The sequence below is a fragment of the Embleya scabrispora DSM 41855 genome, from assembly GCF_000372745.1.
GTDB classification, from domain to species: domain Bacteria; phylum Actinomycetota; class Actinomycetes; order Streptomycetales; family Streptomycetaceae; genus Embleya; species Embleya scabrispora.
In genome coordinates this window covers 71,381-86,157 of sequence record NZ_KB889667.1, presented here as the reverse complement: position 1 = coordinate 86,157, position 14,777 = coordinate 71,381, and the positions used below count along the sequence as shown (strand labels likewise).

Annotated in this window: 10 protein-coding genes and 2 tRNA genes; 4 read left to right on the top strand and 8 right to left on the bottom strand. The window is 70.5% G+C overall.

What is annotated here, in order from left to right; all coding sequences use genetic code 11:
* Positions 1 to 26: 26 nt before the first annotated feature.
* From A3IC_RS0121290 to A3IC_RS62485, 8 genes are all read right to left on the bottom strand, one after another.
* Positions 27 to 2,468, bottom strand: a complete 2,442-nt coding sequence (locus A3IC_RS0121290; RefSeq protein ID WP_020552077.1) for an endonuclease/exonuclease/phosphatase family protein — start codon at positions 2,466 to 2,468, stop codon at positions 27 to 29.
* Between the two features lie 315 nt (positions 2,469 to 2,783).
* A tRNA-Cys gene (locus A3IC_RS0121285) sits at positions 2,784 to 2,854 on the bottom strand.
* Positions 2,855 to 2,958: 104 nt separating this feature from the next.
* Positions 2,959 to 3,029: transfer RNA gene (locus tag A3IC_RS0121280), tRNA-Cys, on the bottom strand.
* Positions 3,030 to 3,262: 233 nt separating this feature from the next.
* Positions 3,263 to 4,162, bottom strand: a complete 900-nt coding sequence (locus tag A3IC_RS55665) for a glutathione S-transferase C-terminal domain-containing protein (RefSeq protein ID WP_052173678.1) — start codon at positions 4,160 to 4,162, stop codon at positions 3,263 to 3,265.
* Between the two features lie 14 nt (positions 4,163 to 4,176).
* On the bottom strand, positions 4,177 to 6,075 hold the full coding sequence (locus A3IC_RS55660) for an FAD/NAD(P)-binding protein (RefSeq protein WP_020552075.1): 1,899 nt from the start codon (positions 6,073 to 6,075) through the stop codon (positions 4,177 to 4,179).
* Between the two features lie 558 nt (positions 6,076 to 6,633).
* Positions 6,634 to 6,990, bottom strand: a complete 357-nt coding sequence (locus tag A3IC_RS68830; protein WP_158696038.1) for a hypothetical protein — start codon at positions 6,988 to 6,990, stop codon at positions 6,634 to 6,636.
* Position 6,991: 1 nt separating this feature from the next.
* A complete protein-coding gene (locus A3IC_RS55655; RefSeq protein ID WP_026218544.1) occupies positions 6,992 to 9,406 on the bottom strand; it encodes an RHS repeat-associated core domain-containing protein in 2,415 nt (804 codons plus the stop codon).
* A 4-nt stretch (positions 9,407 to 9,410) separates the two neighbouring features.
* Entirely contained in the window at positions 9,411 to 10,295 is an 885-nt protein-coding gene (locus A3IC_RS62485; RefSeq protein WP_026218543.1) for a hypothetical protein, read from the bottom strand.
* Between A3IC_RS62485 and A3IC_RS0121250 the strand changes: the two genes are divergently transcribed.
* The 4 genes from A3IC_RS0121250 (at position 10,258) to A3IC_RS0121235 (ending at position 14,777) form a co-directional block, all read left to right on the top strand.
* Positions 10,258 to 12,180 carry a hypothetical protein gene (locus A3IC_RS0121250; RefSeq protein WP_020552073.1) on the top strand — a complete coding sequence of 641 codons (1,923 nt, stop codon included), beginning with the start codon at positions 10,258 to 10,260 and terminating at the stop codon, positions 12,178 to 12,180. The genes A3IC_RS62485 and A3IC_RS0121250 overlap by 38 nt on opposite strands.
* Before the next feature lie 594 nt (positions 12,181 to 12,774).
* Entirely contained in the window at positions 12,775 to 12,945 is a 171-nt protein-coding gene (locus tag A3IC_RS68825; protein WP_020552072.1) for a hypothetical protein, read from the top strand.
* Between the two features lie 96 nt (positions 12,946 to 13,041).
* Positions 13,042 to 13,575 (top strand): NADPH-dependent FMN reductase, encoded by a 534-nt coding sequence (gene ssuE, locus A3IC_RS0121240; protein WP_020552071.1) that lies wholly within the window; start codon positions 13,042 to 13,044, stop codon positions 13,573 to 13,575.
* A gap of 74 nt (positions 13,576 to 13,649) precedes the next feature.
* Complete coding sequence (locus A3IC_RS0121235) at positions 13,650 to 14,777, top strand: LLM class flavin-dependent oxidoreductase (protein ID WP_020552070.1); 1,128 nt, start codon at positions 13,650 to 13,652, stop codon at positions 14,775 to 14,777.

Sequence of the window (14,777 nt, the reverse complement as noted above, 5' to 3'; positions counted from 1 at the left end):
CCGGACGGCCCGGACTGCTCAGACCGTCAGGACCGCTCGAACAGCTCCTCCCACAGCCGCTCCAGCAGATCCAGGAAGTCGTTGCCCGTGCTCGGGCGCACGCGCAGCACCTGCGGATCGTGATCGCTCGCCTGGTCCGCGAACGCCGCGTTCACGTGCACGATGTCGTACTCGAAGCGGCTGATCCGCGGGCTGGTCAGAATGTGGTCGAGCATCTGGCTGTTGCCGTTGAACACATACCCCCAACGCTCGTTCGCGGGCAGCGTGTCGACCATCTTGCGCAGTGCGCCGCCGTCGGTGAGTGTCTTGAGCGTCGGCGAGAACGCGAAGTCGTTCAGGTCGCCGAGCACCACCAGATTCGCCTTCGGGTCGGACCTCAGCAGTTCGTCCACGAACGCGCGCAGCACCTTCGCCTGCGCCACCCGCTGGACCTCCGAACTGCGCGTCGGCGGCTGGAATCGGCTGTCCAACGCCTGGTCGCCGCCCTTGGAGGCGAAGTGGTTCGCGATCACGAACACCGATTTGCCGCGGAAGCGGAACTCCGCCGCGAGCGGCTTGCGGCTGTTCTCCCACGCCGGGTCCGCGGGGGAGACCCGGCCCGGGGACTGGGTCAACCGGGTACGCCCCAGCCAGTCCTTGTCGACACCCACCGCGCTCGTGGAACCGCCACCGGGACGGTCCACGAACTCGACGCGCGTAGCGTCGAACAGGAACGCGTTACGGATATTGCCGCCCGGCTGGCCGCCGTCCTTGCCGTCGACCGGCTCGATCGAGCGCCACGAATAGGCCGGTCCGCCCGCCGCCTTGATCGCCGCGACCAGCTTGTCCAGCGTCTGGTCGGCCGCGACCACGCCGTCGTCGGTCGGTCCGCTGTTGTCCTGGATCTCCTCCAGGGCCACCACGTCCGGCGTGGACAGGCTGGTGACGATGCCCTTCGCGAGCCGGTCGAACTTGGCCTGGGTGTCCTTGGGGGAGAGGTTCTCCACGTTGTACGTGGCGACCGCGAGTTCGCTGTTCTTCTGGTCCCGCGTCGTCTCCGGCGTCAGCGCGCCCTTGACCACCTTGCCCAGCGTGGTCGCGGCCAACGAGTATCCGCCGAACTGGTCGTAGGTGAGCGGGCCGGTGGTCTCGCCGGTGAGCGTGTCGCCGACGTTCGCCTGCGGGAACGGCTCCTGGGAGAAGGGGATCAGCGACGCGACCTTGAGCCGGCCGCCGTTCTGCGCGTCATACCCGCTGTACAGCGTGCCGCCCTGCGCGGTCGGGTTCCGGGTCGGCTCCAAGGTGACCCACAACTCGCCATGCGAGGTGCTCGGGCCGACCACGCGTGATTCGCCTACGCGCGTCAACTGGCCTTCGAGCGACTCGTACAGGTCCAGCGCGTACTTCGACGGCTCCAGCGCGAGCGACTCGATCGAGGGCGTCCCGGCGGGCGTGTACGCGTCCGGCAGGGTCGCCGCGTCCAGCAACGCCGGTGCGGGCAGCGCCTGTCCGGATGCGTCGATCACCCACGTGGCGTCGGTGACCTGGGTCAGCGACTGGCCGCCGATGTTCGCGCCGCCGGGGTAGAACTCCTCCACCTTGCCGGTCACCTTGACCGCGTCGCCGACCGCGACCTTCGGGGTGACCGTGCCGGTGAACACGAACAGGCCCTCGGACGTGCGGGGATCGTCGTCCGGTCGGGTGTCCTGGAACCAGAAGCCGCGGGCGCTGCCGAAGCCGCGCACACCGGTCACCACGCCCGGCACGCCGGCCACCCGGGTGCCGTTCTTCGGCGATACCCGGGTGGTTCCCTGGATTTCGTGGATGCGCGCGTTCGTCGGCTCGGGCTCGCCCGGACCCGGGTCGGTCGGACCCTGTCCACGCGCGTTGAGCGGCGTCGGCGCGCCCGCCGCGAAGTCCGCGCCGTTGTCGTCGGTGTCCGCGAGCGATGAAGGCCGGGCCACCGAGGCCGAGTTCGACGCGCCGGCCGCCGGGGTGCCCTCGCGCACCACCGCGTCGCCGTAGCCCGCGACGTCCACGACCCGGCCGTCGGCCAGGCAGTCCGCCGCGGTCAGGCACGTGAGCGCCGTGGTGCCGCGGACCAGCGCGACGGTGCCGCCGGTGCCGGACATGTTGATCGCACCCTGCGCGTCCGGCGTGGGCAGCGCGAGGGTGCCGCCGGCGCCCTTGGCCTCGCCGATCAGGTACCGGCCGCCGGGCGCCACCGCACCGGTCAGCGCGGTGACCTGCCAGGCCGAGGTCGGCTTGGGCGCGGCCGGGAGGTACTGCACGCTCCAACCGTCGACCGCGACGGCGGCCGACCCCTTGTTCGCCAACTCGATGAAGTCGTTGCTCAGGCTTGCGCCGCTGTTGCCGCCGCCGCCGTACACCTCGGCGAGCAACACGTCCACGGCGGGGGCCGCAACGGCGGGAGCGGGCGCGATGACGAGCGCGCCGCCGGCGAGGGCGCCGGCCACGGTCGTGGCCACGACACCGATCCGTCGCCGCCGCGTACTCGGCACGGATCGTCGTCGAGACGATTGCTGACGGAATGTCACCCAGGGCCTCCGAAAAGCGAAAGGGACAGGTGCGGGACATTCTCGGGACTGCGGGTGAACGGCGTCCATCCTTTGGGCGGCCCGAAAGGGGCCAAGGTTCACCAGGCGCCCGAATCTTTCCCCGCCCCCGCGCCCACGCCCACGCCCCGCCCCGCCCCCGCGCGCAAGCGCCTCATCGGGCGGCGCGCCCGGCCGACATCGCCGAACTCGCCCGCCCTCGCCCGCCCTCGTCCTGCACCAACTCGGAGACGGAGGCGGGATTCGAACCCGCGTACACGGTTTTGCGGACCGCTGCCTCGCCTCTCGGCCACTCCATCGCATCGGACGATCCACCCGAACATCCGTGCCCCGGCTTCCGATCGGCCCGAGGCCGGGAACTCCGCGCCGACCGCCCGCAGTTCGCGCGGCGTCCTTCCCTTCGAGGTGGAGACGGGATTCGAACCCGCGTGAACGGCTTTGCAGGCCGTTGCCTCGCCTCTCGGCCACTCCACCCGGCCGGGCCGAAGCCCGGTCGATTTCCGCACCCCACCCGGGCGATCCGGTGGGCCTCCGCACCGGATCGCCCGGCACCCCCGGGGGTGCGCCGCAGGCCCCCTCCGCCCGGCGGCGCACCCCCGATCCGGTCCCGCCACCCCGGGATCCCCGGCGCGCACGCGTCCCAACGTGCGGCGCATCCCGCAGGACCGACACCGACCCGACCCCGCGTCGGATCGGCGAGCCGAGGATCAGCCCAGCGTCGCCCGGTCCTGCGGCGCCGCCCACTGCTCGGCGGTGGGGGAGGCCGGCGACTCGGGGAACCGACGCAGCCGGTTCTCCTCCTGCACCGCGAGATCGGTGGTCTCGCGGAACTCCGGCCGGGTGTAAAGGTCTCGCGCGTACGCCCACAGGTTGGGGTAGTCCACCAGGGTGCGGCCGTCCTGGGTGATCGCGGCCCGGTAGGTCTGCGCGAAGCGCAGCAACTTCACCCAGAACCGGATGTCCGAGATGGTGAATCGGTTGCCGAACAGGTAGCGCTTGTCCGCCAGATGCGCATCCGAGCGCTCCAGCGTGTTGATCGTCTCGCCCTCCTCCGACGTCCACAGGCCACCCTTGCGCGCGGCGGTGGCGAAGTCGGTGTCGGTGATGTCGATCGCCTCGCGCAGGTCCTCCGGATACAGGTCCGGCGCGTGCTCGTCGACCAGTCCGGCAAAGCTGGTCGCCAGGTTGTTCGGAATGGCGTCGAACGCGTTGGACACGATGCGACCGCCGGACCGGTCCCACAGGGTCGGCACCGAGATGTGCCCCGCATACCCGGGCGCCGTCGCCTCGTACGCCTCCCGCAGCAGGGTGAACCCGTTCACCGGATCCGGGCCGAACCGCTCGCGGAACGCCCAACCCCGCGCGTCCCGTTCCTCGTCCACATAGGACGCACCGACGATCTCGGTGAGTCCGCGCGCATGTCGAACGATCGCGGCGATGTGCGCCCATGGGCAGCCCTGCGACAGATACAGGTGGTATCGCCCGGCCTCCTCGGGGAATTCCGGGTCACCGATCAGACCGTCGAACGGGTACCGCGGGTCGGTGACCGCGTACGGACCGTACGTGTCGACGTCGACGGGGCTCGCGTAACCGAGCTGTGTGGTCACTGAGTGGCTCCTGGTCACTGGGTGGCTCCTGTCACAAGTTCCAGCCGATCGAGAGCCCGATCGGCGGCGGGCCCGATGCCCCGCAAATGCTTCAACACGCCCCGCACCAACGCGTCGTTGACCCGAAACGCAGGCGCGTCGAAGCGGGGCCGGGAGAACCCCGCGCTCCCGGCGCCGCCCGCCACACCGTGGCCGACCGCGAACCGACCCGGATGCGCGTCGCCGCGCACGTTCACCACCCGGCGGTCGCCCGGTCGCGTGTTCAGCCGGCCCGCCGAATCCGTGGACGCCTCGCCACGCGCGGCCAGTCGGCGCAGTAGCGCGTCCCGAGTGCGCTCCAGCGACGGATCGGGCAACCGGGCCTCCACCAGCGCGCGAGTATGCACCCGTACGCCCGGCAGACTCGGACTGCTCGCCCGCCAGTCGCCGGTGTCGTCGTCGCCGGCTATCTCGACGTCTTCGCCCAGGAAGCGGATCACCCCGGCCCGGGCCAACGCGAGCAACTCCTCCAGACGCGGCCCCGGCGGACCACTGGCCAGATAGCTGAAGAAGCCGAGCAACCGGGCCGGATCCGGCACCGGATCACCGGCGTCCTGAAGCCGAAGCACCACCCCGTACACACTCAACAGCGCGTGTATCACGGCCAGATCCTGGCTGTAGGCGGGATCGTGCCGGCGCGTCAGGTCGGCCTCGATGTGCGCGTGCATCCACTCCTGAAGCGCGTCCTCGTCGGCGAACGGCCGCCCCTGCGCCGGCCGGTCCAAAAGCGCCCGATCGAAGCGATCGTCCGGATTCGGCACCGCGCGGGCGATCAACTCGCTCGGATCGGCCGCTGCGGCGAACTCCGCGTCGAACTCGGCCCATTCCATCGTGGTGCGCTCGCGGTGCGCGGTGAACAGCCGGTGATAGTGCGCGCCGGCCAACTCCTTGCCGATCAACGACCAGACATCCGCCGTCGCACGCGCCGCCTCGACGGTGAAGTGCCGCGGCAAAGGGGGCCGTTCACCCGTCCACGAGTAACCGGTCTTGGATCGGTACGGCACGCCGCGGCGTGAGGCCGCAAGCAGCAGCGGCTCGCGCCCGGAGGCCCGATAACGCAGCACACCCGCCGCGTCCCGCTCGAACGCGCCACCGCGGCCGTGACTCAACCGCACCATCAGGTCGACGAACGCCAACCCGATGCCGCGCACCAGCACCGGCTCGCCCGGGCGCAGCGCGTCCAGGTCCAGATCGGCGGTGTACCCGGTCGGGATGTACGCGAGCCCGTGCCGGCGGGCGAACCTGATCCGCTCGCGTTCCTCCGCTGTCGGTTCGGCGTCCAGGTGTCCCTGGGCCAGGATCACCGCGTCCACCTGGAGCGGTGGCCGCCGCCCGGCCAACCGGACCCGCTGCCGGCGCGGCCCGTCGACGATGTCCACGACCGCCGTCTGGTGCACGATCACCCGCACGTTGGCCGGCGCCCCCTCCACGGTGGAGCGGAAGAACCACGCCAGATAGGTGCTGAGCAGTGGCCGGGACGGGAACGAGGTCGGCCCACATGCGGCCAACTCCGTTGCGAACGGCTCCAGTTCCGCAGACCCACGATCCTCGCGCAACTCGTCGGTGCGGGCCGCGGCCCACTCGGCCAGCGAGGGTCCCGGACGGATCGGCCCCTCGATCGTGGACACCTCGTCGGTGAACAGCGTGATGTCGGCGGCCAACGAGTTCGCCCACAGCAGCGGTGACTGGGCCCGCCGCCACACCCGACCCGCACCCGGCGGGTAGGGGTCGACGACATGCACGTGCAGCGGACGGTCACCGAGCAACTCGGGCGCGTTGGCCAGGAGGCGCTCGAGGACGGACGCGCCGCCGGGACCCGCGCCGACGATGCAGACGGCGACGGGGCGGAGGCGGCCGGACGGATGGTCGGGCATGGCTCTCCCCTCGTGGGGGTGCGGCAGAAGAACGCGAACCGGCACCCGGCGGCCGCGGACGGGTACGCCGAGATGCTGGCTCAACGGGTGGGAAGGGCCTTACGCCACAAGGCCGAATGCGCGATCCCGGCGCAAGCTCGGGATTCCTCGGCGCGAAGGTCGATGCGAAAATCCGGACCGACGTACCACACCGAGGGGCGCGGCGGCGAGGTCAGCCGCGGGTACGACACAGCCCGCCGGCCACACGACACAGGTCGATGGGGCGGCACGACACGAGGAAGAGGTCGGGGCTCACGATGTCGACGCTACGGAGCCGCCTGACGAGTTGTCAACGTCGAAAGACCGCACAGGGACTTCGATCTCTCGCTCGAACCGTCGCGACGGGCCGGACGTCGACCCGTCGCGATTGCCGGCGACACCGCCGCCGCTCGACGCGAACGGTCACCTGTGCACGCCGGCCGGTTCGATAGCCCAAGACCTCGCCACGGACGGGAACGCGTGGCCGCGACAGAACCGGAGCACCCGGCCGCAACCCACCCGAACACCCGTCGCGACGGATCAGAAGACGTAGTCGTACACCCGGAACACGGTCAACGTGGCCAGCTTCGCGGAGCATGCGAAGGTATGTCCCGAAACGAGCCGCCAGATCAGCGACAACAATTCCAAAAGCACCACCAGACCGAGGAATCCGCCCGCCGGAATCGGGCCGAACAACGCGGCGATGCCGACCGTCACAATGACGCTGACGACGATGCCGTAGATCGAATCCCGGAAGACACCGGACCACCGGACCGGCCCCGGTTCGAGCCCTTTCTTCCGGGCGTATTCAAGCCTGATGTGGTCCGATGTGGAGCATTTTTCCTTATCCACGTTCGAGCCTTTCACGCGCACCGACCCCCGGTGTAGCCATGCCATCCTAAGACCACAGGCTCTTGATCGCGCCGGCCACCGTGCTCCGCCATTCGCCGCGTGGAACACCACTCAGGATTGGTGGCTTGCCGCCCCACTTCGCGGCTCGGGGGACCCATTTCTCCTGCGGACCCCTGACGAAGCCGCCGATCAGACCGCGTCCGAACAAGGTGCCGCCGATGATTCCCTTGGCCTCGGCCTTGGCCGTTCCGAGCATGAAGGGAACCGGCCCCGCTTTTCGTTCCTCGGGTGTGGCAACCGCCATGTGCGCCTCCAGCCCCATGACATAGAGATAGCTTGCCCCGACCACGAACAGACCCACGCCGCAAAATGCCGCGGCAATACATGCGGCGGTACCGACCGCGGCCAACATCCCGACGCCCGGGTTGACGAGCTTGTGTTTCCACTCGTCCTTCCACTCCTGGACCTCGGACTTCACCTTGTCGGTGACCTTGTCGATCGCCTTGGACGCCTTGCAGGCGAGATCGAACCGTCCGCACTTCTTCGGTTTCGGCGGCTTGGGCGCGGCGGGCGGCGCGGGCGGCTCGGCGGCGGGGCGCGGGCGGTACTTCACCGTGCTCGCCTTGCGGGGAATACCGAGCGCGTCCTCCTGGCGCCTCAGGTTCTCCACGGTCGCGACCGCTTCGTCGTGCGTTTCGTACCGCAGCGTCGCGATCACGTTCGGGTCGTAGTGATTGCACTCGCTGCTGGGGCAGTAGTCCAGGCCGGTCGGGTCGCTGTTGGTGGCGGGGTTGCCGCCTGCGTACAGGTAGCCGTGCATCTGTTGACTGCGGGACAGGTCCATCACCGGGTCGACGCTGAGGAAGCGGCCCGTGCCCGGGTCGTACTCGCGGGCGCCGAGGTGGGTCAGTCCGGTCGCCGAGTCGGCGGTGCCGCCGACAAATCCCTTGTCACCGGCCCAGGTTCCGGGCGCGGGGGCAGTGCCGCGCGGTTCGCCGAAGGGCTTCAGGGCGCGCCGGGCGGTGGCGAGGGTGGCGGCGTCGAGGCTGGTGGTCCCCGTGCCGTGCTCGTCCACGGCCTGGTAGGAGAGTTTGCCCGCCTCGCGGACGACGACCGGACCGCCGTCCGGCGTGGCGTAGCTGCGGGTGCCGGTGACCTTGTTGTCGGCGATGGTCAGGGTGACCTCGTCGGAGCCGAGATACAGGGTGGTCCTGCCGGGGTCACGGCGGATGAGGCGGTTGCCTTCGGAGTCGTAGGTGTAGCTGCTGGTCTTGGCCAAACCGCCGCCCGTGGTGGTGTCGCTCGCCAGGTGACCTTCCGCGTCCCACGTGAGTGCCTGGGTGCCGGCGTCGGGAGCGGGACGGGAGATGGTGTTCCCGGCGGCGTCGTAGGTCCAACTCCGGGTGCTGCTGCCGGCCGGCCCGGTGATGCCGGCGGAGCCGACGGTGTGCGGCTTGGCCTGGCCCGCGGTCGGGCTCTGATAGGTCGTCACCGTGCCGGCCGCGCCGGTCGGGTCGTGCTCGACGAGCTTGGTGCGGTTGCCGGTGCCGTCGTACTCGAAGTCCTGCCAATAGGGCACCGGGCCACCGACGTTCGTGCCCGACGGCGTCGTGGTGGAGCAGCCGCCGACGCCGGGGACGGAGGGGCCGGGCCGGGTGGTGACGATCCCCGTGTCGGTCCATGCCTGGGTCAGTCGCTGCATGTGGTCGTAGTTGAAGCACTGCCGGTCGACGCTGCCGTCCTCGCGCGAGGTGGAGATGGACGTGACATCGCCGGACGGCTTGTAGGTGTACGTCGTGGCGTCCACCGACGTCGTGGTGGCGGTCTGCTTGTCCAGCAGACTCCGCAACACCCGTCCGGTGGCGTCGTCGTAGACCCGGGTGAAGGCGACCTGTTTGGGCACGTCGCCGTAGGTGATCCGCCGCGGTCGACCGAACGGGTCGTATTCCGTCCAGTTGACGTAGTCCGCCAGGCCGCCGACGGACACCAGGCCGCCGCCGCCGTTGTGTGCGTAGTAGACCGTCTCGGCGGAGAGGTCGCCGATCGCGGGACGAGTCGACGAGTAGGGCAGGCCCTCGATCGGTTCGAAGACCGAGGACGCGTCGTAGGTGCCGGCCAATGCGCCTTCGACCGCGGGGATGCTCACCCGGGTGCCGGTGGGCCGGTATCCGGCGTCGAACGACGTGGTCTCCGTGGCGTACTTGGCCCCGTTCGCCCCACCGACGTAGCGCACCGATCCGTCCGGCACTCCCTTGAGAAGCCGGTCGTAGGACCAGGACGCGAGCTGGTTCGCGGGAGCCGCGGCGCCCGCGTACACGGCGGTCTTGCGACCGATCTCGTCGTAGGCGTACGTCAGCGTCGAGCCGCGTGCGTCGGTGACCGAGGTGATCGCCCCCACGGCGTTGTAGGTGGTGTCCGTGACGCCCTTGTCCGGGTCCACCGAGTGCGTCTGATGCCCCATCAGGTCATTCGTACGACCAGGTGTTGCCCGCGTGGTCCTTGGCCGTGTCGAGTTGGCCCCGGGCGTCGTAGGTGTACCACGTCGACTCGTAGGCGCCGGTGGCGGCCGGCGTGGTGTCCCTGTACCGGCGCAACTCGCGGATCTTGCCCCGCGGATCGCCGATCGCGCTGGTGGCCGTGCCGCCTTTGGGCGGGACGACGTCGGTGCGATCCGCTCCCGGGTACGTGGTCGTGGTGCGCCACTGCTCGATCGCCTTGGAGGAGAACGCCTCCGCGGTCCGGCGGCCCTGGCCGTCGTAGAACAGCCCCGTCTGGCCGGGGACTTCGTCGTCATTGGCGATGTAACGGGTGGTGGACGGCGATCCGCCGGTGTAGTAGGGCTGGTTGGTCTTGGCGGTACGCCCGAGCGAGTCGTAGAAGGTGTCGGTGATCAGGCGGCCGGCGCCGCCGTTCCTGGCCGACTCCTGGAGTTGACGCTCATTCAGGAACGAGTCGAGGATTTTGATCGACGACGTGTAGTTGCGCGATGCCCGCAGGGTCTTGGTGGTGACGCTCGTCGGGGCCGTCTTCGACAGGGCGTAATCGAACGTCATGTTGGCGGAGTCGCCCGCACCGCGGTTGCGACCGGGCAGCCACACGGCGGTGGTTCGACCCAGCGCGTCGTAACTCTGCTCGGTGACCCGGTTGTTGGCGTCCAGGCTCTTGACCGGGAGGTTGCGCGCTCCCGCGAGCACCTTGGCGGTCTCGAAGTGCTTGGGATCGATCGTCCTGACCTCGGTGGGGAGAGACCCGGCAGCGGGGGTGTACACCGTCCTGGTCTCGTTGTTCAGCGCGTCCTTGGCGGACGGGTCGTTGACCATCGACGACTGGACGCCGACCGGCCGGGGCACGAACCTGCTCGTCGTCCAGGCCGTCGATCGGGCGGGCAACCGCTCCCAGGCGAACACGTACACCTTCTACGTGCCCGACAACCCGGACGCGCCGAGCGTGGCGGGGGACATCACCGGCGACGGATCCCCCGACATCGTAGTGCCCGACAAGAACGGCAACCTCCAGCTCTACCGGACCGACAGCGGTACCGACAGCGGACCCCTTCTCGTGTCCAACCCGGCGAACGCGCCGGACCTGAACGTCGACCACACCGGCTGGACCAAGGTCGCCACCAGCCACCGCACCGGCAACGGCATCCGCACCGACGAAGTGTGGGCCTACAAGCGCGACGACGGCACCCCGGCGAACTCCAAGCTCGCCGTGTACCGCAACAGCCTGTCCGCCGGCGTGCCGACACCCGGACTGCCCGCGAACGACAACCAGTACTTCTCCGCCGCCAATCGCGCCGCGGTCACCCGCCCACCCGCCTTCACCTGCACGGGCGTCTGCGGGACGTACGCCGAAGACTGGTCGCGGGTACAGCAGATCCTCGCCATCGGCGACCTCACCGGCGACGGTCGCACCGACCTGATCACCGTGGAGGACGACGGCACCGGCGCCCACCGCAGCCAACTGTGGCTCTTCGGCAGCACCACCAACCCCGCGAGCCTGGCCGGCCCGACCCTGATCGGGGCGCTCGACTGGCAGCGCTACACGCTGTCCACGCCGGGGGACAACACCGGTGACGGCATCCCGGACCTGTGGGCCCGCAACCTCGACACCGGGGACCTCTTCCAGTACGCGAGCCGCAAGAAGGCGGACGGAAGCCCGGACCCGACCGGGCTGGGCGACCACACCGCCCGACTGAAGATCGGCTACGGTCTCGGCGAGAGCCGCTATCCCGTGGTGTCCACCGAGGGCCACATCACCGCGGACGCACCCCCCGACCTGTGGTCGTTCACCGCCGACGGCGACCTGATGGTCTGGCCCGGCAACGTCGTCCCGGCCCCGCAACGATTCAACTTCCGGGCCCCGGCCGACCTTTCCGGCGGCTTCCGGATCGAGGCCGAGACGCACATCGCGGGCGGATTCGCGACGCAGGCCAACTGCTGCGGCGTCACCTGGTCCAAGAATGCCCGGGCCTACCTGCCCAACGGCACCGGCACCGGCACCATCGCCTTCGACCTCCCCGCCGAAGGGAACTACAAGATCGAGCAACACATCACCGTCGCACCGGACTTCGGTATCCTGGAGATCCGCCTGGACGGTGCCCTCCTGGGCAGCCCGACCGACACCTACAACCCGACCGTGAGCACCACCCGGGCACACCAGGGCACCCGGCACCTCGGTTCGGGACCCCACACGCTCACCTACACCGTCACGGGCCGGAACGGGGCGTCCACCGGCAGCGCCGCCGGAATCGACCTCGTGCGCCTGACCCCGGACGCCGGGGGCGTGAACCACCTCGCGGACTCGGGGGTGGAGCGGCAGGCGACCGACTTCCTGCAGAGCCCGTGGTGGTACAGGGGTCGCGCCGGGGCCGACATCAGCCGAGGCTTCGCACGCAGCGGCAGCAACGAGGCATGGGTCTGGCCCGCCCGGGGATCGGGCTGGAACAAGGTCGTGCAACCGGTCTTCGTGAAGCCGAACACCCGGTATCGACTGGGTGCCTGGATCCAGCGCGGTACCAACGCTTCGGCGTACTTCGGCGCCATGCGTTGGAGCGAGGGGGCGATCGTCGCCGAGACGCAACTGCCCACCGGGGCCTCGGGCGGCTACGCCTACCACGAACTCACCTTCGACACCGGCGATCTGGACCGCATCGACATCTATGCGGGTACCTGGGACCAGGGCGCCGATCCGTGGATCCGCGTCGACGACCTGAGTCTGGTGCCGCTGTCCTGACCGTCGCAGAAAGCCGGTATGACCCCGGCGGAGTACACGTGCGCGGCACACGGGAATACCTGCGTGGGCCGCACACGAGCGGACCCGATCCCGGTTCCGGGCGGGTCGAAACGGCTGTCCGACCCGGTGCGGTCGGCTTCGAGCAATTGACCGAGCACCGCCCGGCGGGTTAAGTTCCGGAATATCTTGCCGTGGCGTCCCGCCACGGCCCAGCGAGGGGATCCCGGTGGCGCAGCACGCGCGACGCAGCGACGGGGCGGCCATGTCCGCCGCCGGTTGGCTGCTGTCCGCCCGCCTCCACATCGACCTCGGGCGCGTCACCAGCGCCGCCTGTTGTAGCTGACCCAAGCGCGCGGCCCAGGCCGCGCCGTCGGCGTTCCCTCGATCGGGACCGAACCACCGCGCCCGGCCGGCGCGCCACCGCGTACCCGGTACGTCACGGCACCCGGACCGACCGTTCGCCGAATCCGTCCGCCGAACCCTGCGCCGACCGGCCCGCCGTACCCGATCGCGAAGCCGGTGGGAGCGATCTCCCGTGGAGCGAGATCCCCTCGAACGACTCGATCGTCCCCGACCGATCACCGTGGGCCCGCCTTGCAACGGCGCGAAGCGGCCGACGGGTCGGAGGAGGTCGAGGAGGTCGAGGAGGTCGAGGAGGTCGAGGAGGTCGACGGTGGCGAGGAAGTCGAACTCCCATCGCGGTCGCCCGAATACCATCCCACGGCCGATGGCACCACCCCTGAACAACCCCTGAACAACCCCTGAACAACCCCTGAACAACCCCAGATCACCCCGCCGGACCAACGCTGAACCGCGCCGGACCCCCTGAACCGCCGGACCACCCCTGAACCGAGGTAACCCATGGCAACCGTCCTGACCGTATGGGGCAGCCCCTCCGCGACCTCGCGCACCGGCGTCGTCGCCCGCCACGTCGCCGCCCGGTTGACCGCCGACGGACACGACGTGTCCACCCTCGCTGTGCGCGACCTGCCCGCCCAGGCCCTGCTGCACGCCGACTTCGCCGATCCGGACCTGCGCGCCGCGCTGGCCCGGGTGGCCGACGCCGACGCGCTCGTGATCGCCAGCCCGGTGTACAAGGCCGCCTACAGCGGCGTGCTCAAGACGTTTTTGGACGTGCTCCCGCAGTTCGCGCTGCGTGGCAAGGAGATCCTGCCGGTGCTCACCGGCGGCACCCCCGCGCACGTCCTGGCACTCGACTACGCGCTGCGGCCGGTGCTCACCTCGCTCGGCGCCGACCACGTCGCACAGGGCTGGTTCGTACACGAGCGGTTCGTCTCCGTCGAGGGCGCCATGGAGGCCGAGGGCGTCGCGCCGCTGGAGGAACTCGCCGACGCGTTCTCCGCCCGGCTGCGCCGCCCCGCCGCCGTCGCCTGACCCGCGGCACCGGTCGGCGCGCCCGCCCGCCGACCGGGTCGGGGCCGACCCGTCCGAACGACAAGGGAGTTCGCATGACCACCGGTCACCTCCACCTCGGTGTCGCGCTCGACGGCGCGGGCCGCCACCCCGCCGCGTGGCGCTCGCCGCACGCCCGCCCGGCCGAGTTGTTCGATCCGCGCTACTGGGTCGAGCTGGCCCGCACCGCCGAACGGGGCCTGCTCGACTTCGTCCGACTCGACGACTCGCTCGGGTCACCCTCCACCCGGATACCGGGCCGCCTCGACGCGGTATCGGTGGCCGCGCGGCTGGCTCCCGCGACCGGCTCGATCGGCCTGATCCCGACCGCGACCACCACCCACACCGAGCCGTTCCACGTATCCACCTCGATCGCCACCCTCGACCACGTCAGCCGAGGCCGCGCCGGCTGGTGGCCCCAGCCCTCCCGTACCGCCGCCGAGGCCCGCCACTTCGGCCGCAAACCGGTTGCCTCGGCCGGTGAACTCAGCGACGAGCAAGCCGAATTCGTGGACGTGGTCGGCCGGCTGTGGGACAGCTGGGAGGACGACGCGATCATCCGCGACGTGGCCACCAGCCGGTTCCTGGACCGGAAGAAACTGCACTACGTCGACTTCGAGGGCACCTACTTCGACGTCCGCGGCCCCTCCATCACGCCGCGCCCGCCGCAGGGCCGGCCGGTGATCGCAATCACCGTGGACGGCCCCGACACGCTGGAGATCGCCGCCCGCTTCGCCGACGTGCTCTTCGTCGACGCGTCCGGTCCCGACGAGGCCCGCCGACTGCGCGAGCGTGCGCACGCCATCGCCGAGGGCAACGGCCGCGACCCCGGTGAACTGCGCGTGCTCGCCGAGATCACCGTGTACCTCGCCGCCACCGACTCGGACGCCCGCCGCGAACGCGGCCTCCTCGACGCACGCTCGGACGTCCCGGTCCCGAACGGGCTCTCCTTCACCGGCACCCCCGAGGCCCTCGCGGACCGCCTCGCCGGCTGGTACGTCGGCGGCGCGGTCGACGGCTTCACGCTCATCCCGGGCGTGCTGCCGTACGACCTCGACCGGATCGTCGAGGACCTGGTGCCGATCCTGCGCGAACGCGGCCTGGCCCGGGCGGCGTACACCGCCGACACCCTGCGCGGACACCTCGGCCTGCCGCTGCCCGCCAACCGCTACGCCCGGACCTGA